This is a genomic window from Desulforadius tongensis, from assembly GCF_016907915.1.
In the GTDB taxonomy this organism is placed as follows: Bacteria; Bacillota; Desulfotomaculia; order Desulfotomaculales; family Desulfohalotomaculaceae; genus Desulforadius; species Desulforadius tongensis.
Genome location: NZ_JAFBCW010000006.1, coordinates 21,369 through 46,257 on the forward strand (window position 1 = coordinate 21,369; position 24,889 = coordinate 46,257).

Consider the following 24,889-nt stretch of genomic DNA (forward strand, 5'->3'; position numbering starts at 1 on the left):
AATAATAAAAAATATGTAAATATAAGCAGCAATGAGGTAGTAAATGGATAGCAATAAAAAAAGAAGGACTTTTACACATCCTTCTCAATATCCTTCCTAATACATTCAAAAAAAGTTCTTCCCATTTTTACCGGTACCGCATTACCGATCTGTAATGCTATCTTACCGAAAGAACCGGTAAATTTGTAATCCGGCGGAAATGTTTGTATTAGAGCAGCCTCCCTTAGGCTTATTGCCCTGTCCTCGACGGGATGACCGAATCTACCTTTCGAAATCGTACAGCATCCGCCGGTTAATGTCGGGGCAACCTTATTATAATCCATACGCCCGTATACATCCTTATATCCAACCCCCCTTTTTTTATGACATTTTAACCATAACTCTATTTGCTCACCCTTATCATTCCGTACGGTTTGCGGCCAATCCGTTCTGCTACCACCGTTCTTGGGCGTGTATTTCATCCGAAGAAGATTTAACTCGCTTAAGTTAGCCGCTCTATGCAATTTATCTTCCTTACATGTCTCACCCGCTTTAATTTTTTTTAGGTGGCTTATCGTTTCCTTGAGGGTGACCCATTTTTTTAACCCGCAGTCTTCTGTCAATAATTCGGGATTTATATGGGTTGGTTTTGCAAAAATACTTTCAGCTTCGCTCTCATTTAACGCAATATCCCTTCTTTTACCGATCAATACGAAGCGTAATCTGTTTTGAGGAACCCCGTAATCAGCCGCATTCACGACATCATAATGCACATAGTATAACGGCCTATCCTTCCTTCCCCATCCCGTCTCAAGCAGTTCTATAAATTTATCAAATATATATTTATGCCTCTGTATCCCGGGAACATTTTCCATAAAAATATATTTAGGTTTTAGTAACCTTACCATTCTATAATACTGAAATACCAGATAATTTCTTAAATCCTTTTTTCCTTTTTTTACATTCTGTTTAGAAAAGCCCTGACAGGGAGGACATCCCGCAAGAAGATCCAGTTCCCCAGGTGTAACTCCGCAGGCCGATATCAAATCCTCTAACGTAACTTTTCTTATATCATTAATAATAATTTTACTACTATAATTTAGTTTATAACTTTCCGCTATAACTTCGTCTAATTCTATACCGCACAAAACGTTAAAACCGGCATCCTTAAGAGCACAGGTAATACCGCCTGCTCCGCTAAAAATGTCAATGGCAGTTGGTTTTATACTCTCGCTAGACATTTAACCAACCCTCCTAATTTAATATTAACATAGGATAATAAGCATTTTAATACATTTCTGGCGATTTCGTTATCTTTCTCACAGTACAAACCCCACGGATGAATCTGGGGGCTTTACGGCGCGTTTGGTAGAGGAATTATGTTAATACCAAATAAAACAGATTTTCCCTCAATAAAATAAAAAATTGGTGGCATCGGGACGCATCCCTTACGGCACGCATGCCGCTCCACCAATTTCCTAACTTTTTTATTTGAAAATCAACATTTTTGAAAGATGATTTTAACTTTCCCGCCGGGAAGTCCCCGTCCTGATTTCGCGAAGGGCAGTAATGAAATTATTATAGAGTTAGTATAAGGTTGTTGACGCTAAACTTATCATCTGGAGCAGGTTCCGGAATTTCCCTGCCTAATTCTAACGCCGTTTCTATCCATGCTATTTTTGCATCTTCAATCATCTCTAGTGCTTCTTCTTTTGTTTCTCCCTGGGATAAACAGCCAGGCAATTCTGATATTTCTGCCACATAGCCACCTTCCTCTGCAGGGTGTAAAACTATTTTATATGTTAATGATAGATAATAATTTAAATTCTTTTCTTTCATAAACATTACCCTTCCATGATATTTTAAATATTATGGATTAGGAGATTACTCTTCAAAGTAATCTCTTATTAATTCTAATGCTGGTGGCAAAAATTTCACTTAAATATGACACACCTTGACTAGTTAGCTATGATAATTTTTTAAATTCATCGGTGTAGACTCTTCTTTGTCGTCTTGTCATAGCAGTCTCTCCTTACTTTTTGACTCCCCAGACTAAATTTAACATTTTAATACTACTTTAATCACCAAAATGCCGTGGAAGGCTCCGCTTTTTAAGCGTGGGGACTAAGACACCGAAACTGTTGACCATATTACTTTACCGGTTGAACGAATTTCCATATTTCATTCGGTGAAAATGTATGCACTTCAATAAATTGCTTCTCTTTTAAAGTCTCTTTTCCAAACTCTTGTGAAATTATAGCAACATCAATATCACTATCTTTATCAGCTTTTATCAGCTGTACCTTTAGCATGGGAACCAAAATAAGATAACAGAATCTATGTTTATATTTTTTTGAAGGGCTTTAACAAGTTTAGTAATCTTTTAGTCTATTTTAATTTGCCTTCCAAACATTCAAACCCATTCTTAGTTCTTTTATATTTTAACCTTTCTCAACAACTATCATTTGGTCAAAGGCGGTTTTGCGAGCATCGCCTTAAATCCCCCGGTTCTGCACACAACGATGCTCGCAAACTTAGTTAAATAAATTTTTTTGTTATCTTTTCCCCATCATAACTAAACAGTACAGGTTTTTCATCAATTTTGGTTTCCAAATGTACCGGGCGGCCCCAGATTAGATAAACATGGGGCAGTGTTTTTTCTAAATGCACCACATCCAGCTCTAAACCCTCGTAGCAGTGTTTCAAATACAGCTCTCCCCGCTTCCCATAGTCCCCGTTTTCCACCACAATATAGGGCACGCCGCAGTTGGTCAAGTTTTTTATCAACCCGTCCCTAACCGTTTCCCAATCCTTATCGGTTATTTTATAATCATGGCCAACCCTGCGAAAGAGATACAGGTCCAGTTCTTCCACCAGTTCTTTAGTTAAATAGTTCCTGATAAAGCTGACATCATTATCAATACTTCTTACCTCAAATATCTTTTCCCTGCCCTCGCCACCTTTGCGGTTGTATTTCTGTCTTTCCTCCTCACTGGGGTTATCCCAGCGTTTTTCTATGTCTTCAAAAATCTTTATCCCCAGGTAATAGGGGTTAATACTTTTGGTTGAAGGTTGTATCACCCCGGCATGCATTTTGGCAAACTCCACCGCTTCCCACTCATCCAGGTCCAGCTCCCGCATTATCCTCACGTGCCAGTAGCTGGCCCATCCCTCATTGATAATTTTGGTCTGCATCTGGGGCCAAAAATAAAGCATCTCATCCCGCAGTACAGAAATAATGTCCCGCTGCCACTCTTCCAAATCCTTGGCATGTTTCATCATAAACAACATTAGATCTCGTTCCGGTTTTTCCGGAAAACGACGGGTTTTTTTGTGGCAGCCGCTGCCGCAGGAACAGCCCTTCGGTTTATCCAGGTCCCACAAGTCATCGTAGGGCGTCTGCCGGCGCTCACTGCAGCAGTCCCTTTTCTTTGGCCCGGGTTCTTTTATGCTGTGGTGCGGGTTGATGTGCTGCTGGATTGCCATCACCGCATCAAGAAACTGCTCCACCCTTTCCCGGCCGTACCGCAGTTCATAGCTTCTAAACCGCTGGGCGGCAATGGACATGGATTCCAGCATATCCCGGTTGGTATTTCTAAACCAGGCGTTGTTCTTAAAAAAATCACAGTGGGCCAGTACATGGGCCACCACCAGCTTGTTTTGAATGAGCGAGTTTCCCTCCAGTAAAAATGCATAACAGGGATTAGAGTTAATAACCATCTCATAAATCCGGCTGAGATTAAAATCATACTGCATTTTCAATTTATGGTATGCCTTGCCAAATGACCAGTGCGTGTAGCGGGCCGGCATACCATAAGCACCAAAGGTGTATATTATCTCGGCCGGACAAATTTCAAACCGCATGGGATAAAAATCCAACCCCAACCCCTTGGCAATGTGAATAATTTCTTCAATAGCCCTTTCCAGTTCCTTAATTTCTCCGGACATATTGTTCATACTATTCCCCCGCTTATTCTTCATATGACTGCATCATACGCACTGTACTGTTTTCCCTTTTATCACTGAAGAAGGCCTTCAAAGCCGGATAAACACCGTTTTTATCCCTTATAGATACAGTAGTAAACTTGGGATTTTCAATCCTTCTAAAGGCAGTTTTTAATGTGCTGGTGTAATAATAAGGGCCCTCTATTTCACCGTAACCCACCAGGTTGCAGTATTCCAGCAGTTTATTTACCAGTTTCACACACTTCTCATTATCCGAGCTCAGATTATCGCCGTCGGTAAAATGAAAGGCATAGATGTTATAGTCCGTGGGGCTGTAACGCTGTTCAATTAGTTTTAAAGCCAGTTCATACACCGATGAACACCTGGTGCCGCCGCTTTCTCCCTTGGTAAAAAACTCCTCCTCGGTAACTTCTTTGGCCTCGGTGTGGTGGGCCAAAAACACTATCTCCACCTGCTGGTATTTAGAGCGTAAAAAACGCACCATCCAAAAGAAGAAACTGCGGGCAATGTATTTTTCAAAGGGTCCCATGGAACCGGATGTATCAAGCATGGCAATCACAACAGCGGCAGATTCATATTTAAACGAAGTTTCCCAGGTTTTATACCTTAAATCATCCGGCTTGATACCGTATATGCCTGGCTTGCCCTCCATGGCATTTCGCTTTAATACTTCCAATAAAGTGCGCTTGCGGTCAATATTACCCTGCAAACCCTTTTTACGTATGTCCCTAAATTCAAGGGCCTCTGAAGCCAGTTTTTTGTTTTGTTTTTCCTTTAAATCAGGCAGTTTTAAATTTTCAAACACCATTTCCGACAGCTCTTCCATGTTTACATCGGCTTCATAGTAATCAACACCGGGTTCTTCTCCCGCCCCTTTACCTTTGCCGGGGCCACCGGATGCAGATGGGTCACTGCCAATAACATCACCCACTTTGCTGTCTCCCCTGCCGGTGCCGGCATGTTTCTGGCTGCGGTAGTTGTGGCGAAAACGGTATTCCTCCAACGAACGTATGGGCACCCGGATAATTTTCTTGCCGTCGGACATAATAATACTTTCTTCGGTAATAATATCCGCCAGATTTTTTTTAATGGCCTCCCGTACTTTTTCCCTGTGTCTTTGCTGGTCCAGCTCTCCCTTGCGGTGCAGCGACCAGTCTTCCCTGGAAACTATATAGCTGCTGCCTTCCATAACGGCTATCACCTACCGATTTAGCAAACTGCCCACATACTTCAGCAGTTCGTTGGCACAAACCGGACAGTACCCATAATCCGCCACCAGGCGGGCACTAACTTCATTGATGCGCTTTAACTGCTCGGCATCGGGGGTTTTAGTAGAAGTGGTAATTTTAACCACATCTTTTAAATCGGCAAAAAGTTTCTTTTCAATGGCTTCCCGCAGCCGTTCATGGGATTTATAGTTAAAACGCTTGTTTTTACGGGCATAAGTTGACAGGCGAATGAGAATTTCTTCCCGGAAGCCGTTTTTGGCATTTTCCGAAATACCAATCTGCTCCTCAATAGAACGCATCAGCCTCTCATCGGGGTCAATTTCTTCATCGGTAATGGGATCCTTTATTTTTACCCCGTTGCAGTAAGCCTCCACATTATCCAGGTAATTTTCAAACAGCACCCTGGCATTATCTTCAAAGGAATATACAAAGGCCTTCTGCACTTCTTTTTTAGCCAGCTGGTCATATTCCCGGCGGGCTATGGAAATAAAGTTCAGCAACTTTTCCCTTTCTTCCCTGGTGATGGATGAATGCTGGTCCAAACCGTCTTTTAATGCTCTTAATACATCCAGCGGGTTGATGCATTTGGTGTCGGTACGGATCAAGGCGCTGGAAAGGCGGTTGATTACATAGCGCGGGTCTACACCGCTCATTCCCTCTTCATCCGCTTCCTGCTGCAGTTCGTAAATATCCTTCTGCTTGAAACCTTCCACATCTTCCCCGTCATAAAGACGCATTTTTTTCACAATATCCATGCCCTGTTTTTTAGATTCCTTTAACCGGGACAGCACGGAAAAAATGGCCGCCACCCGCAGGGCATGGGGGGCAATGTGCACATCTCTCAAATCGCTCTGCTTGATGAGTTTGTCATATATCTTTATTTCTTCTGATACTTTGAGATTATAAGGTACTTTCAAAACAATCATCCGGGACTGCAGCGCTTCATTCTTTTTATTGGCAATAAACGCTTTGTACTCGCTTTCGTTGGTGTGAGCCACCACCATTACGTCGGCATAAATTAGAGCAAAACGACCCGCTTTGAAGTTTCCCTCCTGGGAGAGGGAAAGAAGGTTCCAAAGAAATTTTTCGTCGCATTTTAACATTTCCTGGAATTCCATCAAACCCCTATTGCTGATGTTTAATTCCCCGTCAAAGCGGTAGGCCCGGGGGTCACTTTCAGATCCGTATTCGGCAATGGTAGAAAAGTCGATGCTGCCGGTGAGCTCGGCTATATCCTGGCTTTTGGGGTCAGAGGGGGCAAAGGTGCCGATACCAACCCGGTCGTCCTCGGACAGAATCACCCGTTCCACCGGAACTCTCATAATATCGCCGTTATACTCCGTTTCCAGCCTCTTGCGGCAGGCGGGGCACAATTCTCCTTCTATATAAACGTTGTATTCCTGCATAAAGTCTGCCCTCAGTTCCCTGGGTATCAAGTGCAGCGGTTCTTCATGCATGGGACAGCCCTTTATACCGTACAATGCCCCGGCATCGGTGCGGCTGTATTCCTCCAGCCCCTGCTTTAACATGTTTACCAACGTCGACTTACCCCCGCTGACCGGACCCATCAGCAGCAGGATGCGCTTGCGCACATCCAACCTTCTTGAAGCGGGATGAAAATATTCCTCCACCAGTTTCTCCAATGTTTTGTCCAGTCCAAAGAGTTCTTTGTTAAAAAATTTATAACTCTTTACACCATTTTTAACTTCTACCCCGGCATCTTTTATCATGCTGTACAAGCGGGCATGGGATAACTGGCATACCTGTGGATTTTTTTTAACTATCTCTAAATAATCAGCAAAAGTACCTTCCCAATTCATTTTTTTCTCATTGGCTCGATACTCTTCCAGACGCTTGAAAAAATCCATGCTATCATCACTCCCCAACCTAAAATTGCAGGGGCACCTTGTATAAATACAAGCGCCGCATATTGTCTGTATAAGAGTTGTAAATTAATATATGCATTATATGTTACAAAAAGAAGATTGGAACCAAATTTAATAAGTTATAACAGGGATAAAAAAATAAAAAAAGCCGTGTTTTCTGAACACAGCTTTTACTTTCAAAGTTATTAATTTGTTTTTAACTATTCATCTTCCAGGGGAGCAACAATCAGGTGATAATCTTCATATAAATTTTTATCAAATTCCTCTGGGGAGTCTATAAAACGGTACTGCACTTCGTTTCCTTCAACCCATGTTACGAGATATTTCATCAACCCCACCCCCGTAATATTGTATACAATATCCTACACACAGGATAACAAAATATGCTCCATTTGACAATAGGCTGGTAAAAAAAATCCACCGAATACAACCGGTGGATTTCTGCTGTTCTTTTACTCCGCTTCCAGTTGAGATAAATTAAACTGCAGCATGCGGTATATCACTGCAACACCCATCAGCATAAGAACTAGATGGGGAATAGAAAAAGCCCAGTGGCCGGCAAGCTGCCCGGACCCGGTGCCCACAGCAATATAAGTGCTGTTTTCCGAAAGCCACAGCATAACGGGTGGAACCTGCAGCAGCACCAAAACAGAATATTCCAGGGCCAAAACAGCCCTTATTATCTTGGTATTAATATGACTTACCGCCACAGCAGAGGCGATTAATAAAAATCCTATAAATACAGAGGCTATGCCCCAGGATGTTAATTCAGTTTTTACAGAACTAAAAATTTTTAAAATATAAGGGAGCCCTATAACCATTGAACTTATGCCGCTGAAAACCATTAAACACATAAATTTTTTATTCCACATCAGCCATTCCCCCCTATGCGTTTAGGAAATGTTTATTCTATCAGCATCCCCAATATTTTAAAAATTAAAGTTAGTGAAATTACGAACTAATTTTTCTATATAATACTATAATAAGCGGGTTTTGTGAACCAAAATTTAATAAAATCAGATAAAATTTTAATTTGAGAATAAATAGATAAAGGCTTATAAATAACGGCTGCAGGAAAATAATTCATAAGGAAAATTATTCAAATCATACAATTATTTATATGTGAACGTGCTCACATTAAAGCCCAAAGCACCTGCTTACACAGGTGCTTCCGGAGGTGCAGGGGCCAAATAAGCCCCGCAGTTTATTTGAGCAGCCGGTTTAACATTGTATTATTGGCACTTTTTTCAAAGCTGTCATCTAAAGGGGTTAATTGTTTATCTATTCCCCGGCGCTGCAAAGCCAGTTTAATAAGATAATCGGTAAATTGATGATTTTTAGGCAGTAGAGGGCCGTGCAGGTATGAACAAAATACATTTTTATACCGGGCTCCCTCTGTGCCGTCTTTACCGTTGTTGCCGTAACCGGCCAGCACTTTACCCAGGGGTTCTACACTGCCCAAATATGTTTGACCGCCGTGATTTTCAAAGCCGGTGGCTTTAATGGATTGGCCATCCAGGTTCATCTCTATGGCCACATTGCCAATTAATCTCTTCTCGCCGGCCACCGTATAGTGATCCAGAATTCCCAGGCCCGGTATCTCTTCGCCCCGGGGCGTGCGGTAATACTGCCCCAGCAGCTGGTACCCACCGCAAATGCTTAATACCACCAGCCCGTCTTCTATGGCCTCGCGCAGTGATTCTTTATGTTTTTCCAGGTCTGCAGCCATTAAATTCTGCTCCCGGTCCGACCCGCCCCCCAGGAACAAAAAATCCACCCGGTTAAAATCAATACTTTCACCGGCGTTAAGCTCTATTAACTGTACCGGAATATCACGCCAGCGGCAGCGCTGTAAAAAAGCTATCACATTTCCCCGGTCGCCGTAAAGGTTTAATAAATCAGGATACAGATGGCATACCGACAGCATGGTGTTCCTCCTTTTCTGCCAGGCGGCAGAGTATGTTCTGGGAAGGCCACAGAGCGGTATAGGTGGCAAATAAGTAAGCGGTTCGCGCTTCTCCCTGCAGCGCCGCGGTAATGGCATTTTCCAAACTCGGTATCACGGTAATTTTACCGGTGGGCACCCCGGCATATTTTAACCGCAGGGCCATTTCCTCCGCCCTGGTTCCGGAACAGGTAAAGCTTTGTAAATCTTCCAGGTGCCTGGTTAATATTTCAAAATCCACATCCCACAGCCAGGAAATATCCCGCCCGTCGGCAGCATTGTCATTGAGGGCTAAAAAGACATCTTTGCTGCCGGGCAGCGACAGCAGTGTGGCCAATCCCTCGTTATAACCGGTGGGGTTCTTAACCAGGTTCAAAAACACCGGTTTACCCCGGTAGCGAAAACGTTCCATCCGCCCAATGGCCGGTTTATACCTTTCCAGCCCCGATTGAATGGTGGCAAGCTCTATGTTCAGCAGCCGACCCACGGCAAAGGCGGCCAGGGCATTGTACAGGTTATAAAAACCGGCGGTTTGCACTGCTATTGTGTAACAGTCCCCGGCGCAGCACACCCGGGCGCGAAGGCCGTCAATGGTGGTGCTGACGCCGGTGCCTTCAACATCGGGCCGGGGGCGTTTAAAGCCGCACCGGGTACAGCTGTAATCACCCAGCTGACTGTAATGATAGTAATTATATTGCAGTTCTTCTCCGCACCGGGGGCAAAAGCGGGATTCCCTGGTTTGAGCAACCGTACGTTCCATACCTTCCTGCTTTGCCAGGCCATAGTATACCGCATTATGGCCGGTGGCTTGTCCCAGCTGGGCCACCAGCGGGTCATCGGCATTTAAAACCAGGGTTACATCTTTCAGTTCTTTAAGGGCCTGTTTTACCACCTGAACAGTTTTATCCAGTTCTCCGTATCTATCTAACTGGTCGCGAAAAAAGTTGGTAACCACCACAATTTCCGGCCGCACTTCTTTTACCACCTTGGGAAAGGAAGCTTCATCCACTTCCAGCGAGGCATAATCAAAGTTAACCCGGCCGGTAAGGGTGGAAAAACGTATAAAACAGGCGGTAACACCGGTAATTAAGTTGGCTCCTTCCTGGTTATAAATCACCCTGTGTCCCCCTGCCTGCAGTATACCGGCAATCATGTTGTTGGTTGTGGTTTTGCCATTGGTACCGGTAACCATAATAATTCCCCTATTTCCCTGGGCAGACAGCCTGCGCAGCGTGTGGGGGTAAATACGCCGGGCCACCACCCCCGGCAGAGACGACCCCCTGCCGCCGGCCAATTTACTGATCATTGAAGATATTTTGCCGCCTATAACGGCGGCAGACAGGCATAATCGCACTCCCTATATCCTCCCCTGCTGCTAAAGTTTACTAAAGGATTAATTTCTGCTGATTTCTAATGTTAATTCTATCCATTATACTTATCGTTTATAATTCCACTGCCGGGTGCGGTATTGACTGTCCACCAGTTCTCCGGCCCGTTTTTTTTCCAAACCGGTTAACTCGCCATCAAATAATTGTATCTCTAAACCTTCCATAAATCCAGCTTTAAATGCCTCTGCCACACGGTGAAAAGGGGGCTGGTAATTCATTTCCGCTGCCAGGCAGGTGGCTTTGCCGGCAAATCTTTTCCTGGCAGCCCGGCGCACCTGTTCACTGGAAAAATTCAACAGGCTGAATAACAAATCATCGTCCGCTTTAATCAATACGGAACCGTGCTGTAACAGCACCCCCCGTTTGCGGGTTTGGGCACTGCCCACTAACTTTTTGCCATTGACCACCAATTCATACCAGGATGGAGCGTCAAAACAGGCGGCGGTACTCTGCCGGTGTGTTTCCGCTCCCTCAACCATCCGGCCTTCCACTCCCAGGTTTTTCAACCCGGCCAGCAGTCCCCTGCTGATGGCCAGGTAGGATTGTAAAATTGTACCGGCCACCTGCGGGTGATTTTCCGGTGCAATTACACTGTATGTCAGCTCATGCCGGTGCAGTACAGCCCGTCCACCGGTAAGCCGGCGCACCACATCTATCCCCTTTCTCCGGCAGGCTTCCAGGTCAATTTCTTTATTGATTTTCTGAAAATAACCAATGGTTATCCCCGGCGGGTGCCAGCGGTAAAATCTGATGGTTGGCGGCGACTTTCCAGCGGCCACACTTTCCAATATGGCGTGGTCCACCGCCATATTGGTATAGGCATCAAGGGGATCTGTTTCGATAAATCGCCATGCTGTTTCTTTCATTTACATTATCACCCGGCCTTCTGCTTCCAGATAATTAAATTAGTACTATTTCAGTATACTCCATATTTATTAATCTAAAAACCCCGAAAATATAGTGCTGGGCCCGGCACCAGCTTGATTTCTAAAAAAAGAACCTTTATAATGTAGATAATTAGATAAGTTTCTAAATATCTAAGAAGGGCTGATACCAGTAATGATCCAGAAAACATTTCAAGCGTTATCCGACAGTACCAGAAGGGAAATATTAAAAATGCTGCGGGATAAGGATTTAACCGCCGGGGAAATTGCCGAACATTTTAACATTTCCCGCCCCAGTGTTTCTCATCACCTGAATGTGCTGAAAAATGCTGACTTAGTGCTGGATGAACGAAGGGGCCAATACATTTATTACTCTTTAAACACCACTGTGTTAGACGAAGTTTTAAGCTGGTTTGTCAACCTGTTGGAAAAAAGGGGGAATATAAATGACCGGTAAATTTAACATGAAGTTCAGCTGGCTTACAGTGCTGGCGCTCATTATCTTTTGGGGTGTCTGCGCCTCTTTTTATCCGGCACTGCCGGATCAGGTGCCCAGTCACTGGAATATCCGGGGTGAAGTGGACGGTTATTCCCACAAGTCGGTGGTGGCACTGGTAATGCCGCTTTTACCCCTGGTTATCTATGTGTTAATGACCGTTATGCCTCAAATTGATCCTCAAAAATATAATTACAGCAAATTCGGCTCCAGTTATGCTAAAATAAGAACCATACTGGTATTAATCATGATGGGTGTCACATTACTGCCCCTCTTATCCGCACTGGGGTACAGCATTAACATCGGTTTATTAACGCGTATTTTTATCCCGGTGCTGTTTATTGCCTTAGGTAATTATATGGGAAAAATTAGGCCCAACTATTTTATCGGCATAAGGGTGCCCTGGACACTGGCCAGTGAAGAAGTATGGATCAAAACGCACCGCCTGGCGGGAAAATTAATGGTCATTGGCGGTTTGATAGCCTTGGCAGGTGCTCTCACTCCCCCGGTGGCGGGTTTTATCATCATGATGGCAGGAATTTTAGTACCTTTGTTAGTAACAACGGTCTACTCATATTTTTTATATGTTCAGGTATCAAAATAATCCCATGCTATAAGGTGATTTTATGAACTGGTTGGCTTTAATAACGGCTTTAATTATTATGCTCGCCGGGCTGGCAGGAACGGTAATTCCCCTGCTGCCCGGGGCCCCGCTGATTATACTGGGTATCGTTGTTTACGGCTTGATAGACGGCTTTGAAATTTTCAGCACCGGTTTTTGGATCGGCCAGGCAGTACTGCTGATACTTGTATTTGCAGTGGATTACCTTGCCGGGGCGGTAGGTGCAAAGTACTACGGCGGTACCAAGGCATCCGTCTGGGGCAGCATAATTGGCGGGCTGGTGGGATTATTAACCCTGGGACCGCTGGGAGTAATTTTAGGGCCCTTTTTAGGTGCCGTGACGGGAGAACTAATAGCCCGGCAGCCCTTTAAGCAGGCGGTAAAAAGCGGCATCGGCACTTTAATTGGCTTTGCCGGCGGTGCTGTGGTCAAAATGATTATTGAAATGGCCATGATAGCATGGTTTTTACTGGTGATATTTTAAAAGGAAAGTGCTAAACTATTTCATTTAAGGCTTTTAATAACAGCCGGTTTTCCTTTTCCCGGCGAACCGCCACCCGAAAATAACAGTGATCCAATCCGATAAAGTTATCAGCCACCCGGATTAAAATATTTTTTTCAGCCAACCGGTCTCTAATTTCTTTTGCTGTTTTACCCGTACCAGAACAGTTGACCAAAATAAAGTTGGCCCGGGGCGGGTAAGGATGCAGCCCGGGTACCCCCGCCAACCCTTGATATAAAAATTCTTTTTCTTTACTGATAAGTTTCAAAGTTTTACTAATATATGACCGGTCTTCCAGGGAAGCCTGTGCTGCCAGTTGGGCCAGGGTGTTTACCCGCCAGGGCGGCAGCTGCCGGGATACTTTTTCCACCAGCGTTTTTTCCGCCGTCAGGTACCCCAAACGCAGCCCGGGAAGGGCAAAAAACTTGGTCAGTGATCCCACCACTGCCGCGCTGCAGCAGCTTAAAACATCCGGCAGTATCGTTTCTTTACGGCCTGTAAAGTCCATAAAGGCTTCGTCCACCACCAATGCAGCCCCCGTTTCAAAAGCCCTTTGGGCCAGCGGCAGCAATTCTCCCCTGGAGACAAGGTAACCGGTGGGATTATTAGGGTTGCAGATAAATACAGCATCCCCCGGCTGCATGATCCTTTTTATTTGATCAACCGGTAAAGCAAAATCGCTGCCGGCGGGCAGCGGTATAAACTTCACCGGCACCCGGGGCAGCGCCTGCCGATATTCGCTAAAAGTGGGCACCGGCAGCACCAGCCTGCGGGGATTTAACGCCCTGCCCAGGGCATAGATTATTTCCGCCCCGCCGTTGCCCAGCAGTAAGTTTTCCCCCGGCACTTCGAGATAACGGGAAAGCTTTATTTTTAAATCCCGGGCATCCGGGTCCGGGTAATGCTGCACCAGGCTGATTCCCTTACGCATCGCTTCCAGCGCCAAGGGCGACGGCCCCAGCGGGTTGATATTGGCACTGAAGTCAATAAAATTCTCCGGTTTCCGGTTATACCGGCGGGCAGCAGCCCAAATATTTCCCCCATGCATATTTTCTGTGCACATGTTTTCTCTCCCTCATTTCACTCCACCGGCGGTCAGTTTTACCAACTTTATTTTCCAGTGGGGTTTCTTCTTCCTTATATAATCCGCCGCTTCCTCCGGCGCGGTAATTTCCCCGGGCATTATCAGGCCCATTACCGTACCGCTGTGAGCAATTACCACCCCGGCAGCACCAAGCTGCCCGCACCAGCGGACCACCTCCGGAAGTTCTTCTTTGGGCAGCAGCTTTTGGTTGGCCAGCGCGCTGATGGTACTGCCCCGGCCGATCATTTCTATATCCCGGCACTCTATACCCCGGCATACCAAATCCAGCGCCTGCTTAACTTCCCGCTCTTTAAGTTCGTTTAAGTATTTTAAATTTGGCCGCCGGTTAAAAGAAACGGTATCCACCGTCCCCCCAGGGTCCAGCAGGATTATGTCCGCCTCCGGCGGGCTGCCCAGGGGCTGACAGATACGCCCCTGTTTATAATCTAACAGGCAGGCACCGTTAAACATTATGCCGTCGCTGGGTTCCACCTGCAGCGCTATCCGGGCAATTTCTCCTGCTCTGATATGAAAATTCAGCGCTCTGGCCGCCGCCGCCAGCGCGGCGGCGATATCGGCAGTGCTGCTGGCCATTCCTTTGCCCGGCTTAAGCCGGCTGTTTCTGGTTATTATCCACCCCAGTTCACCAAACCCCTTCTTTTTTAACAATATCTCCAGGGCGGTATCCATCTTTTTAAATCCACTGCACCGGGGGTATTTTTTGTGCAGCCGGATGCTTATTTCACTATATATGTTTACCGGGCAGCTGATTAATAAAGGCTGCCCCTTCACCGTTCCCTGTACCAGCTCGCCGCAGGTGCCCGGGGCAGCGGCAGACCCCGTCAAAACAGCTGACACACCAGCGCCCCCATTATTATCACTGCCGCCTCGGTCAGTTCGGTAACCGCACCGTACACATCACCGGTTAAACCGCCCAGCCTGCGGCACACATACCGGGATACCAGCAGCGAAAACCCGAAACCTAAAGCCAGTAAAATAAGTCCCCACGGCCGGTACAGTAAAGCGGTAACAGCAGCAGCGGTTACCGCCGCCAGCGCCAGTTGACTTTTTCCGGCATGGTGAGCAAAAATGCTGCCGGTACCTTTTTTTCTGGCATAGGGAAAACCGGTGATGCTGTACACCATAGATGCCCTGCTTATCACCGGGGCCAGAACAAGGCAGTGCAGCTTGTCCGGCATGGGAATTTCAAACACAAAGGCTATTTTGAGCAGCAAAACACAGAGCGCTGCCAGTACACCCATGGCCCCCACGCTGCTGTCTTTCATAATGGCCAGCATTTGCTCTCTCTCCCGGTATGACAGCAGGCCGTCTGCCGTATCCATCAAACCATCCCAGTGCAGTCCCCCGGTCAGTATCACCAGCGACAGCACTGCCGCCGCATCCGCCGCCAGGTTGAGGCCAATTAAATGCAGTATATAGCACCAGCCCGCCGCTATACCGCCTAAGATTAATCCCACCGTTGGAAACCAGCCCAGGGAGCGGCCGATATCTCTTTCCGCAGCCTGGATATTTCTCCCCACCGGCAGCACCGTTAAAAATCCGGTGGCTAAAATTAAACCGCGCACATTTATACACCTCTGATAATTATTGTCACTGCCCAGCCCAGCCCGGCAGCAGCTGCCGTCACCGCATACATCAGTTTTACCGCCCGGTGAATGTGCTGCACTCCCAAAGCCTCCAGGTTTTCTCCCATCAGCGCCCGGTGGGAGGCCACACCCCGGTAGTAATTGGTGCCGCCAAGCTGTACTTTTAACGCCCCGGCCACCGCCGCTTCGGGAATACCGCTGTTGGGGCTGGGGTGTTTGGCAGCATCTCTTCGCAGTGCTGTATAGGTACCTTTGAACCCGCCGGGGGTAAAGGGTGAAATTAACAGGAAGATCAAACCGGTTATTCTGGCCGGCAGGTAGTTGGCAATGTCGTCAAGCCTGGCCGCAGCCCAACCCAGCCTGGCGTATCTCTCATCCCGGTAACCAATCATGGAGTCCAACGTGTTTACCGCTTTATAAGCCATGGCCAGCGGCGCCCCGCCGATGAAGGCATAAAACAGCGGCGAGATAATGCCGTCCACCGTATTTTCGGCCACCGTTTCCACTGCTCCCCGGCTCACCTCCCGGGGCGAAAGATTATCTGTATCCCGCCCCACAATTTTGGCCAGCTGCCTGCGGGCCTCTGCAATATTTCCTTTCGCCAGGGGCTCAGCCACCGCCAGGGCATGCTGGTGCAGGCTTCTTACCGCCAGGGTGGTAAATAACAGCAGCAGGTGCACCGTCCACCCCAGGTAACTATTTAACCTGAAGGCCCAAAAAATCAACTGCCAGGTAATAAAAAAGGCACTGCCCACCGTTACCAGCACCATAATCACACCGGCAAAATACTGCCCGGTGCTGCTTTTAAACACCCGGCGCAGTAAACCCTCCAGCCGCAGTATTAATCTGCCCATCAATACCACCGGGTGGGGCAGCCAGTGGGGGTCGCCCAGCAGAAAATCCAGCAGCAGCGCCCCGGCAATTAACTTAATCATGCCTGTTAACTCCCATAATTTGATACAGTTTTTTCATATCCAGGTGCTCGCGCACCTGGTCCGCCAATTTATCGTACGCTGCTTCCCGGTCCATTGTGCCTACCTGCCGGGAATTAATTTCCGGCAGACCCCTGCTGCGGCGCAGGTTGTTGATCCAGGCCAGGGTAAAATTTTTATTATCAAAAATGCCGTGCAAGTAGGTTCCCCACACCCGGCCGCCGGGGGCAGTTACGCCAATAATATCGGACCCCGACACCAGCACCGGTTGGCAGGAGGCGCCGTAGCGGCTGTGACCGCTGTGTATTTCATATCCTTTAACCCTCTGCTGCTGCAGCTGATGCCAAAAGTCATCGCTGCCTTTTACAACACACTGCACCTGCCTGGTAATTTTACCGGGTTTAAATATCGTCTCCATATCCAGCAGGCCCAACCCCGGCACTTTTTCTTCCCCGGTTCCCTCCAGGCCCTCCGGATCCAGCAGCACCTGCCCCAGCATTTGGTAGCCGCCGCAGATACCCACCACAGACACCCTGTTGTGATAGGCTGAAATAATGTCCCGGGCAGTATTGGTTTGCCACAACCGCTGCATATCCAGCACAGAATTTTTAGTGCCGGGCAAAATTATCACATCGGGGCGGCCCAGTTCTTCCCCCGGTTCAACAAAACGCACGCCGTTTCCCGGCACCTTAAACAGCGGGTCAAGGTCGGTGAAATTAGAAATACGGGGCAGTTTTATCACCGCTATATCGATATCCCCCTGCCTGTTCCGGTAAACGGGGTTTTCAGACAGCACCACCGAATCTTCCTGGTCCACACCGTGCCGGTGCAGGTAGGGTATTACCCCCAGCACCGGCTTCCCGGTGCGCTGTTCCAAAAAATCCAAACCGGGGCGCAGCAGGCTGATATCACCGCGGAATTTATTGATAATAAATCCCGCCACCCGTTCCCGCTCGTGGGGCGCTAAAAGTTCCAAAGTGCCCACCAGCGAGGCAAATACACCGCCCCGGTCAATATCTGCCACCAGCAGCACCGGGGCATCAGCCAGTTCTGCCGTTTTCATGTTCACTATGTCTTTATCCTTCAGGTTCACTTCGGCAGGGCTGCCCGCCCCTTCTATCACCAGGATATGAAAATCCCGGCGCAGCTCATCAATGCAATTTTGTACCAAAGCTACCGCCCGGGGCAAAAAACGGGCCCGGTAATCCCTGGCACTCATATCAGCAAGGGGTTTGCCCATTACTATCACCTGGGCATCCATATCCGCCTTGGGTTTAAGCAGTACCGGGTTCATTCTGGCCTCCGCCGGCACCCCGGCGGCTTCAGCCTGCACCCCCTGGGCCCGGCCAATTTCATCCCCCTCCGCCGTCACAAAGGAATTCAGCGCCATGTTTTGGGCTTTAAAGGGGGCCACCCTGTAGCCGTCCTGCTTGAAAATACGGCACAGGGCGGTGCACAGCAGGCTTTTACCCACATGGGATGATGTGCCCTGGAGCATGATGGTTTTTGCTTTACTATCCATTTTTCTCCTCCAGCATGTATATCAAGGCGTTGACCACCGCTGCCGCCACCGGGCTGCCTCCCCTGGTGCCCGGCAGGGTAATATACGGAACATTAAATTTGGTTAAAAGTGCTTTAGATTCGGCAGCACCCACAAAGCCCACCGGAATACCCACGACGAGGGCCGGTACCGCTGTGCCCTGCTGTACCATGCGCAGCACCTCAAACAGCGCGGTGGGGGCATTGCCCACGGCCACCAGCTGATTGTTCAGCTGCGGGCCGTACAGCCGCATGGCAGCGGCGCTGCGGGTAATGCCCATTTTCCGGGCCGCTTCGGCCACCTCCGGGCGGTGAACGGCACAGCAAACGGTACCGCCGTACCGGCGCAGTTTTTTCAAGTTAATTCCCGCCCGCACCATGTTTACATCGGTAAATACCCTGGCCCCGGCTGCCAGTGCCGCCAGGCCGGCTTCCACAGCCCGGGGGTGAAATTTTACTTTGCCCGCCAGGCTCAGGTCACCGGTGGTATGCACTATCCGCTTCACAACGGTCCTTTGTCCTTCATCCAGCTGCAGTGCACCGATATGTTTTTCAATTTCGGCCATGCTGGTGTTTTCTATGGTCTGGGGGTCCCAAATTATTTCACTGAAGCAGTCTTTTTCTGTCAATATATTCACCTACTCTACCGGTTGCCCTTTATTTAATTTTTTGACCCGTCTTCTATCAAATCAATAATTACATTGGCAAGGTTGGAATGGGCACCCAGGTGGCCGGTAAGTATGAAGTTTATTTCGGGGTGTTTTTCCCTCTGCTGCCGTAACAAATCCGGTATGTGCTTCCGCACGTGGTTGCCGGCCACTAAAAACAGCGGCACCACTATTATTACTTCCGCCCCGGCAGCAGCCATTTTTTCTACCCCTTCGGCCAGAGTGGGACGGGCAAATTCTAAAAAGCATATTTCATAGAGCCGTTCTTTCGGGTCTCTTTTTTTCACTTGTTCCAGTATTTTTTCTACCTGGGTGTTGCCTTCTTCCCGGCGGCTGCCGTGAGCCAGCAACAGCACTGCCTCTTTCATTGATTATCTCTCCTACCCTGAAAAATGTTATCCTGCTGAGCCGGCGGCTTTTGTAACCTTCGCTTTCTGCAAATAGCTGCCGGAGTTTTCATTCCCTGATGGTGCCGTTTAAACCGTTCCCGCCAATAATTCCATGCAGTCTTGTCAGCACTTCTTCTATACTGCTTAACTTTACCGGGTAGTCCAGTTTAGGCCGCTGCCACACCACCACCGGTATCTGCAGTTCCAGGGCGGGGGCTATTTTTTCTTCCAAGCCACCGTTAACACCGCTCTCCTTAGTCAGTACCACCGATGGCCTGTAAAATTTGTACAGGGCCCTGTTAATTTCCCGGCTGGCCGGTCCCTGCATGGCAATTAGGTTTGATTTTTCAATGCCCAAATCGATGCACTTGGCTACTATTTGGGGATCCGGCAGTACCCTGGCCACCACCCGTACTCTTCTTTCCCCGGCCTTTTCCATGATGTATTCCAGGTGTTTGCTGCCTAAAGTGCAAAAGCAGGTCTCCCCCATGGCAAAGGCCAGGTCCACCGCCCGGGGCAAACCAGCGGCCTTGTGCACCAGCTGATGCCCGGGCAGCTGTGCCGGCGGCCTCTCCAGCCTTATATACGGTATATTCATGCCGGAACAGGCTTCCATGGCCTGTTTGCTTACCTCCACCGCGTAAGGATGGGTGGCATCCACCACCACAGACACGCGGTGGGCAGACAGTGTTTCATTCCAAAGTGTACCCGTAAGGCGGGCGCGTATTACCTGTTTCACCCCCGCCCGGTACAGCAGAGAAGCACCGTAATCGGTGGCCACCGACGCCACCACGGGATATCCCCTTTTTTGCAGTTCCAGCGCCAGCTGCCTGCCTTCGGTGGTTCCGGCCAGCACCAGGATCACAGTTTGTACCCCCGGGGGGTTATCATATAGCCGTTCTCCACAACGGTTTGGGAGTTGCCAATTATCACCGTGCTGAGCATGTCCACCCGGTGCTCCAGCATGTTTGAGAGGGTGGTTATCACTCTGGTCTCTTCCCCGCGGCGGGCGCTGCGTACAATGCCCACCGGAGTGTCCGGCCTGCGGTGGCGCAGTATCACCTGCCGGGCACCGGCCAGGTGCCGCTGCCTGCCTTTGCTCTTAGGATTGTACAGCACGATGACAAAATCGGCACCGGCCGCCGCTTCCAGCCTTTTTACAATGGTTTCCCAGGGAGTGAGCAAATCACTTAAACTAATCACCGCAAAATCATGCATCAGCGGCGCCCCCAGTGAGGCCGCCGCCGCGGTGGCGGCGGTAAGGCCCGGCACCACCGCCACCGGCACTTTTCCCGCCGCAACTTCCAGCACTAAACCAGCCATGCCGTACACCCCGGGGTCTCCGCTGGATACCACTGCCACTTTTCTGCCGCCGGCAGCCAGTTCCACCGCCTTTCGGGCCCGCTGTATTTCGGCTCTCATACCGTTGGAAATCACTTCTTTGTCTGCCACCAGGTGGGCTATCAGGTTGATATACGTTTTATAACCCACCACCACGTCTGCCTGCCTGACAGCCTGCAGTGCTTCCGGGGTAAGGCAGTTTTCATTGCCGGGACCCAAACCTACCACTGTAACGGCTGCTCTGCCACCGCCACCGTCACCCGGCCCATTTTTTGTTTCGGCACCAGCAATTTGCCCCGGCTGACGTGAATGGCCGAAGGTTCGCATACTGCTCCCACTCCTATCTTTTGTTTTACTATTTCCGATTCCCGGTAACATCCGGCCAGGTTATGTATATCTTCTCTGCTGACAAACCGCAGCGGCACCTGCAGATGTTCCGCCGCTTCAATTAAGCCCCGCTCCTGTTTTTTTATTTCCACCGAGGCTAAAGTCTTAATGGCCGGCAGGGCCAGTTTGTAAAGGTGAAAGGTATCCCTAACGGCGCTGATAACTTCAGCGGCAGAAATACCTTTACGACACCCCACTCCCACCACCAGGTTGCGGGGAGTTAGTAAAATATAATCTTCTCCCTCCACCTCAATGTCCCGGTTGCTGACAATTACAGAGGGAAAGTTACCGGCGGAAGCAACCTCCCGCCAGTGCCGCACCCGCATTCCCGCGGTCATATCACCGGGCAGCGGCCACTGGCTGTACAGTTCAACATATTCTTCCTCTGCCAGCAGGCGGTTGAAGTATTTTACCCGCTTGAGCGGCCGGAGGGTACAATTTAGTTTTTCTGCCAGCACATCCACCGCCGCTTTACCCCGCACATCGGTGGCGGTGGTAATCACCGGCACAGCACCGCAAATATCAGCCACCCGGCCGGCCAGTTCATTGGCCCCGCCCCTGTGCCCGCTCAATAGACTGATGGCAAACTGTCCCTTTTCATCCATTACCACCACCGCCGGGTCAGTATGTTTGCTGCCCAGCAGCGGGGCCAGCGTGCGCACCACTATTCCGGCAGCCATGATAAAAACCAGCCCCCGGTGCTTTTGAAAGGCCTGCTGTACGCAGCCGTTCCAGTTTTCAAAATAGGTAATACTGCCGGTTTCATTGAGCCGATCCCTTAACCTTTGGGGCAGGTAAACCCGGGCCTTTAGTTCCGGTGCCAGTTCTGCGGCCAGCTTCGCCCCGCCGGAGGTAAGGGCCAGCACGCCAATGTCAACGGCGGTAACCATGGGTAAAGTCCCGGTGATACAATTTAGAACGGCCGGTTTTCTGCAGAAATTCCCCCACCAGTATTAAGGCGGTGGATTTAATATTGTTCTCCTCTGCCATCTGCTGCAGTTGATCCAACCGCCCCTGTACAACCTTTTCCTCCGGCCAGGAAGCTTTGTACACCAGTGCCACCGGGGTATCGCCGGGGTAGTTTTGCAAAAGCTGCTGCTGTACTTTACCCGCCAGGCCGGCGGAAAGGAAAATGGCCATACCGGAGCGGTGGGCCGCCAGCGCCTGCAGCCTTTCGCTATCCGGCACAGGGGTACGGCCGGCGGCGCGGGTGATAATCACCGTTTGCGAACCACCGGGCACGGTATATTCTCTTTTTAATGCCGCAGCAGCAGCGGAAAAGGAACTGACTCCCGGTATTACCCGGTAGGGAATCTGCCGTTTATCCAGTTCTTTCATTTGTTCTCCAATGGCCCCGTATAAGCAGGGATCACCGGTGTGTAAACGCACAATACACAGCCCCTGTTCATGGGCCCGGGCAATTTCGGTAATTATTTGTTCCAGGGTCAATGGAGCGCTGTCCACCAGTTTGGCCCCGGGGCGGCAGACGTTTAATATAGCGGGGTTAACCAGCGACCCGGCGTATATCACCACATCCGCCTGCTGCAGAATGCGCCGGCCGCGCACCGTCAGCAGTTCCGGATCCCCCGGCCCCGCTCCCACAATGTAGACCAAGATTATTCCACCTACCTTGAAAAACGGTATCCTGCTAAGCCCGGCATATTCGCCTTACCCGGATCGAATGCCGGTACCCAGAAAGGTTTTACTTTAATCACACTTTATACCGGATACAATTTGCACCGGGTTATTGGCCCGCCACAGGTTGACCCGGCCCACTTTGGCCGTTCTGGCCAGGTTTAGCGACACCACTTCTATGTCTTGATACCCGTTCTGTGCCAAAAACTGCCGCACTACGGGGGCTGTGTCCAGCGTCACCGCAGTGGCCACCAGTATGCCGCCGGGCAGAAGTTTATTATGGCTTCCCGTTAGTATTTCTGCCAGTTTTCCTCCGCTGCCGCCGATAAAAATGCGGTGGGCCGGTGGTAGTTCTGCCATCACCTGTGCCGCGTCTCCGGCAATTACTTTCACATTTTTTAGTCCAAAACGCCCGGTGTTTTCTTTAACCAGCAGCAGGGCATCCGGTTTACACTCCAGCGCATATACCGTTCCATCCTTCACCTGCAGACCCATTTCCACCGTCACCGAACCGCTGCCGGCACCAACATCATAGGCGGTGATACCGGCACAAAGCCGCAGTTTGGACAGCACCACCGCTCTTATTTCGGCGGCGGTAATGGGCACCCCCTCCCGGCGCACAAATAACCGGTCCGGTATTCCCGGCGTACTGTAGGGCCAAATATCACGCATCGCCGATCACCATTACACTGTTATTTAACCGGTCATTACAGCGGCACAGCTGGCTGAGAGTGCCGGAGTATATCCGTTCGTCATCATAAGAAAGATTACACCCCACCGTCACCCCGGCATCGGGGCAGCCGCTGGACAGCAGCCACCGGGCAATGGCCTGGGGGGTGTTATTTTTATCAGTGAGTACCGCCACCAGCCGTCCTCTTTTTACCAGTTCAATTAATTCACCGCTTGTCCTGCCGTGCATGCTGATTATTACCGCCTGCTGCCACGGTTTTTTTATCCGGGCAAATAAAAGCTGCACCGGGCTGATGCCGGGGATTATTTCTAACTGCTTGCCATCAATATGTTTGGTTAAGCAGCTGGCAAAACTGTACAACCCGCTGTCTCCGGAAACCAGCACCGCCACTTTATGCCGCCGGCTCTCTTCTTTGATAACACGGATAGTTTGCTGCAAATCGGCAGTGATGGTATAGCATTTCTGTCCCGGTTGGGCAAAGGTTTTTATCAAACGGCAGGCACCCACCAGCACTTCCGCCTCAGATATATGCCTGGCTGCGGCGGGAGTAAGATAATCAGCACTGCCCGGCCCCACTCCCAGCACCGCTATGGTATTTGCCATCCCATCACACCTCCGATTTTTCTGGCTGTTCTGCTGCAGCCCACCACTTCACCAGCCATGGAATATATCACGGTACCCACTTCCATGCTGTGATAACAAAACAGAGTGCACCGCTCCTCGGCAGCACCGGCTATGGATGAGAAAACTTTCATCAAGCCATTTTTACGCAGCAGTTCAACCGATTGGTCTACGGTATTCAACTCCATAATTTGCCGCACCAGTTTATAATCTGCCCCGTGCAGTGCAGCGTGAGCTGCCAGTATTTCCCGCCGGGCGTCAGCCATTTTACTGTGGGTATGAAAAATCCCCCCGGCCAGCTTCACCAGTTTACCCAAATGACCCAGTATAATAACACCGGGCACTTTACGTTTTGCACACTCTTCCAGCATGGTACCGATAAAGTTGCTGGTCTCCACCACACATTCAGCGGGAATACCCATTTCACCGGCCCTTTTAACCCCCATGCGGCCGGGAGTTAAAACCAGGTGGCGGTATCCCTGGGCCAGTGCCACATCAATCTGCGGCACCAGCGACCGGCGGTAAGCATCTTCAGACATGGGGCGCACAATTCCGCCGGTACCTAGAATGGATATTCCCCCCACAATGCCCAGCCGCTGGTTCATGGTGCGTTTAGCAACCTCTGCACCCCCGGGCACGCTGATTACCACTTTAGCTCCTTTACCGGCGGGAAGAACTTTCTGCACTTCCGCGGTTATCATCCGGCGGGGGGCCGGGTTTATGGCATATTCTCCCACCGGCACCTGCAGGCCCGGTTTAGTAACCCTTCCCACCCCGGTGCCGCCGGTAACAGTAATACCCCGGGAGGCCGGGTACACTGCAGCCCAAATTTCCAAGCCGTGGGTAACATCGGGGTCATCACCCCCGTCTTTTATCACCGCAGCCCGGGCAAACCCATCATTTAATATTAGCGACCGCACCGGCAGCCGGGCACTGCCCCCGCCGGGTAAATCCACACTGACCGCGGGCGGCTTTTCACCTCTAAACAATGCCAGCGCCGCGGCTTTGGCGGCCGCAGCGGCGCAGGTGCCGGTGGTATAACCAGTGCGCAATTTTTTATTTGTACCGCTGTTTGTACTGTCTTTAATCATTTAAAAG

Annotated in this window: 27 protein-coding genes; 3 read left to right on the plus strand and 24 right to left on the minus strand. The window is 49.5% G+C overall.

Annotated elements, in window-relative coordinates:
• Positions 1 to 71: 71 nt before the first annotated feature.
• The 10 genes from JOC37_RS03390 to JOC37_RS03430 all read right to left on the minus strand — a co-directional run bounded on the left by JOC37_RS03390 (position 72) and on the right by JOC37_RS03430 (position 11,259).
• Positions 72 to 1,220, minus strand: coding sequence for a DNA cytosine methyltransferase (locus JOC37_RS03390; protein WP_204616073.1), 1,149 nt, complete (start codon positions 1,218 to 1,220; stop codon positions 72 to 74).
• 337 nt (positions 1,221 to 1,557) lie between these two features.
• Positions 1,558 to 1,818 (minus strand): type II toxin-antitoxin system HicB family antitoxin, encoded by a 261-nt coding sequence (locus tag JOC37_RS03395; RefSeq protein WP_204616075.1) that lies wholly within the window; start codon positions 1,816 to 1,818, stop codon positions 1,558 to 1,560.
• 699 nt (positions 1,819 to 2,517) lie between these two features.
• Entirely contained in the window at positions 2,518 to 3,936 is a 1,419-nt protein-coding gene (locus JOC37_RS03400; protein WP_204616076.1) for a SpoVR family protein, read from the minus strand.
• Between the two features lie 13 nt (positions 3,937 to 3,949).
• The gene (yhbH, locus tag JOC37_RS03405; RefSeq protein WP_204616078.1) at positions 3,950 to 5,134 is read right to left on the minus strand and encodes a sporulation protein YhbH; all 1,185 of its coding nucleotides are present in this window, start codon (positions 5,132 to 5,134) and stop codon (positions 3,950 to 3,952) included.
• Positions 5,135 to 5,146: 12 nt separating this feature from the next.
• Positions 5,147 to 7,042 (minus strand): PrkA family serine protein kinase, encoded by a 1,896-nt coding sequence (locus tag JOC37_RS03410; RefSeq protein ID WP_204616080.1) that lies wholly within the window; start codon positions 7,040 to 7,042, stop codon positions 5,147 to 5,149.
• Between the two features lie 218 nt (positions 7,043 to 7,260).
• Positions 7,261 to 7,389 (minus strand): hypothetical protein, encoded by a 129-nt coding sequence (locus JOC37_RS13430; RefSeq protein WP_274380914.1) that lies wholly within the window; start codon positions 7,387 to 7,389, stop codon positions 7,261 to 7,263.
• A 123-nt stretch (positions 7,390 to 7,512) separates the two neighbouring features.
• On the minus strand, positions 7,513 to 7,932 hold the full coding sequence (locus tag JOC37_RS03415; protein ID WP_204616082.1) for a hypothetical protein: 420 nt from the start codon (positions 7,930 to 7,932) through the stop codon (positions 7,513 to 7,515).
• A gap of 332 nt (positions 7,933 to 8,264) precedes the next feature.
• Positions 8,265 to 8,987, minus strand: coding sequence for a type 1 glutamine amidotransferase (locus JOC37_RS03420; RefSeq protein WP_204616084.1), 723 nt, complete (start codon positions 8,985 to 8,987; stop codon positions 8,265 to 8,267).
• Positions 8,959 to 10,359, minus strand: a complete 1,401-nt coding sequence (locus tag JOC37_RS03425; RefSeq protein ID WP_338017332.1) for a MurT ligase domain-containing protein — start codon at positions 10,357 to 10,359, stop codon at positions 8,959 to 8,961. Before JOC37_RS03425 ends, JOC37_RS03420 begins: the two co-directional genes overlap by 29 nt.
• A gap of 81 nt (positions 10,360 to 10,440) precedes the next feature.
• Positions 10,441 to 11,259: a lipoate--protein ligase family protein gene (locus JOC37_RS03430; RefSeq protein ID WP_204616086.1), complete on the minus strand. Its 819-nt coding sequence runs from the start codon at positions 11,257 to 11,259 to the stop codon at positions 10,441 to 10,443.
• 193 nt (positions 11,260 to 11,452) lie between these two features.
• Between JOC37_RS03430 and JOC37_RS03435 the strand changes: the two genes are divergently transcribed.
• From JOC37_RS03435 to JOC37_RS03445, 3 genes are read left to right on the plus strand one after another with little or no spacing between them, the layout of a single operon-like run.
• Entirely contained in the window at positions 11,453 to 11,734 is a 282-nt protein-coding gene (locus tag JOC37_RS03435) for an autorepressor SdpR family transcription factor (protein WP_207754878.1), read from the plus strand.
• The gene (locus tag JOC37_RS03440; protein WP_204616088.1) at positions 11,724 to 12,377 is read left to right on the plus strand and encodes an SdpI family protein; all 654 of its coding nucleotides are present in this window, start codon (positions 11,724 to 11,726) and stop codon (positions 12,375 to 12,377) included. The genes JOC37_RS03435 and JOC37_RS03440 overlap by 11 nt, the downstream gene beginning before the upstream one ends.
• A 22-nt stretch (positions 12,378 to 12,399) precedes the next feature.
• Positions 12,400 to 12,879, plus strand: a complete 480-nt coding sequence (locus tag JOC37_RS03445) for a DUF456 domain-containing protein (protein WP_204616090.1) — start codon at positions 12,400 to 12,402, stop codon at positions 12,877 to 12,879.
• A gap of 10 nt (positions 12,880 to 12,889) precedes the next feature.
• Here JOC37_RS03445 and cobD read toward each other — a convergent pair whose 3' ends face one another.
• The 14 genes from cobD to cbiD all read right to left on the minus strand — a co-directional run bounded on the left by cobD (position 12,890) and on the right by cbiD (position 24,882).
• Positions 12,890 to 13,960, minus strand: a complete 1,071-nt coding sequence (gene cobD / locus JOC37_RS03450; RefSeq protein WP_238480728.1) for a threonine-phosphate decarboxylase CobD — start codon at positions 13,958 to 13,960, stop codon at positions 12,890 to 12,892.
• A gap of 12 nt (positions 13,961 to 13,972) precedes the next feature.
• Positions 13,973 to 14,839 (minus strand): GHMP family kinase ATP-binding protein, encoded by an 867-nt coding sequence (locus JOC37_RS03455; protein WP_204616092.1) that lies wholly within the window; start codon positions 14,837 to 14,839, stop codon positions 13,973 to 13,975.
• A complete protein-coding gene (cobS, locus tag JOC37_RS03460; protein WP_204616094.1) occupies positions 14,824 to 15,567 on the minus strand; it encodes an adenosylcobinamide-GDP ribazoletransferase in 744 nt (247 codons plus the stop codon). Before cobS ends, JOC37_RS03455 begins: the two co-directional genes overlap by 16 nt.
• 2 nt (positions 15,568 to 15,569) lie before the next feature.
• Positions 15,570 to 16,523, minus strand: coding sequence for an adenosylcobinamide-phosphate synthase CbiB (cbiB, locus tag JOC37_RS03465; RefSeq protein ID WP_204616096.1), 954 nt, complete (start codon positions 16,521 to 16,523; stop codon positions 15,570 to 15,572).
• Complete coding sequence (locus JOC37_RS03470; RefSeq protein WP_238480729.1) at positions 16,516 to 18,042, minus strand: cobyric acid synthase; 1,527 nt, start codon at positions 18,040 to 18,042, stop codon at positions 16,516 to 16,518. The genes cbiB and JOC37_RS03470 overlap by 8 nt, the downstream gene beginning before the upstream one ends.
• A complete protein-coding gene (locus JOC37_RS03475; protein ID WP_238480730.1) occupies positions 18,035 to 18,688 on the minus strand; it encodes a precorrin-8X methylmutase in 654 nt (217 codons plus the stop codon). The genes JOC37_RS03470 and JOC37_RS03475 overlap by 8 nt, the downstream gene beginning before the upstream one ends.
• Before the next feature lie 32 nt (positions 18,689 to 18,720).
• A complete protein-coding gene (locus JOC37_RS03480; protein ID WP_204616097.1) occupies positions 18,721 to 19,095 on the minus strand; it encodes a sirohydrochlorin chelatase in 375 nt (124 codons plus the stop codon).
• An 88-nt stretch (positions 19,096 to 19,183) separates the two neighbouring features.
• On the minus strand, positions 19,184 to 19,981 hold the full coding sequence (gene cobK, locus JOC37_RS03485) for a precorrin-6A reductase (RefSeq protein ID WP_204616099.1): 798 nt from the start codon (positions 19,979 to 19,981) through the stop codon (positions 19,184 to 19,186).
• On the minus strand, positions 19,978 to 20,784 hold the full coding sequence (gene cobJ / locus JOC37_RS03490) for a precorrin-3B C(17)-methyltransferase (protein ID WP_204616101.1): 807 nt from the start codon (positions 20,782 to 20,784) through the stop codon (positions 19,978 to 19,980). The genes cobK and cobJ overlap by 4 nt, the downstream gene beginning before the upstream one ends.
• A complete protein-coding gene (locus tag JOC37_RS03495; protein ID WP_204616102.1) occupies positions 20,679 to 21,734 on the minus strand; it encodes a cobalt-precorrin 5A hydrolase in 1,056 nt (351 codons plus the stop codon). The genes cobJ and JOC37_RS03495 overlap by 106 nt, the downstream gene beginning before the upstream one ends.
• A complete protein-coding gene (gene cobM, locus JOC37_RS03500) occupies positions 21,718 to 22,458 on the minus strand; it encodes a precorrin-4 C(11)-methyltransferase (RefSeq protein ID WP_204616104.1) in 741 nt (246 codons plus the stop codon). The genes JOC37_RS03495 and cobM overlap by 17 nt, the downstream gene beginning before the upstream one ends.
• A 93-nt stretch (positions 22,459 to 22,551) precedes the next feature.
• Positions 22,552 to 23,151, minus strand: coding sequence for a precorrin-6Y C5,15-methyltransferase (decarboxylating) subunit CbiT (gene cbiT, locus JOC37_RS03505; RefSeq protein WP_204616106.1), 600 nt, complete (start codon positions 23,149 to 23,151; stop codon positions 22,552 to 22,554).
• Positions 23,144 to 23,773 carry a precorrin-6y C5,15-methyltransferase (decarboxylating) subunit CbiE gene (cbiE, locus tag JOC37_RS03510; protein ID WP_204616108.1) on the minus strand — a complete coding sequence of 210 codons (630 nt, stop codon included), beginning with the start codon at positions 23,771 to 23,773 and terminating at the stop codon, positions 23,144 to 23,146. The genes cbiT and cbiE overlap by 8 nt, the downstream gene beginning before the upstream one ends.
• Positions 23,758 to 24,882 carry a cobalt-precorrin-5B (C(1))-methyltransferase CbiD gene (cbiD, locus tag JOC37_RS03515; protein WP_204616110.1) on the minus strand — a complete coding sequence of 375 codons (1,125 nt, stop codon included), beginning with the start codon at positions 24,880 to 24,882 and terminating at the stop codon, positions 23,758 to 23,760. Before cbiD ends, cbiE begins: the two co-directional genes overlap by 16 nt.
• Positions 24,883 to 24,889 lie beyond the last annotated feature (7 nt).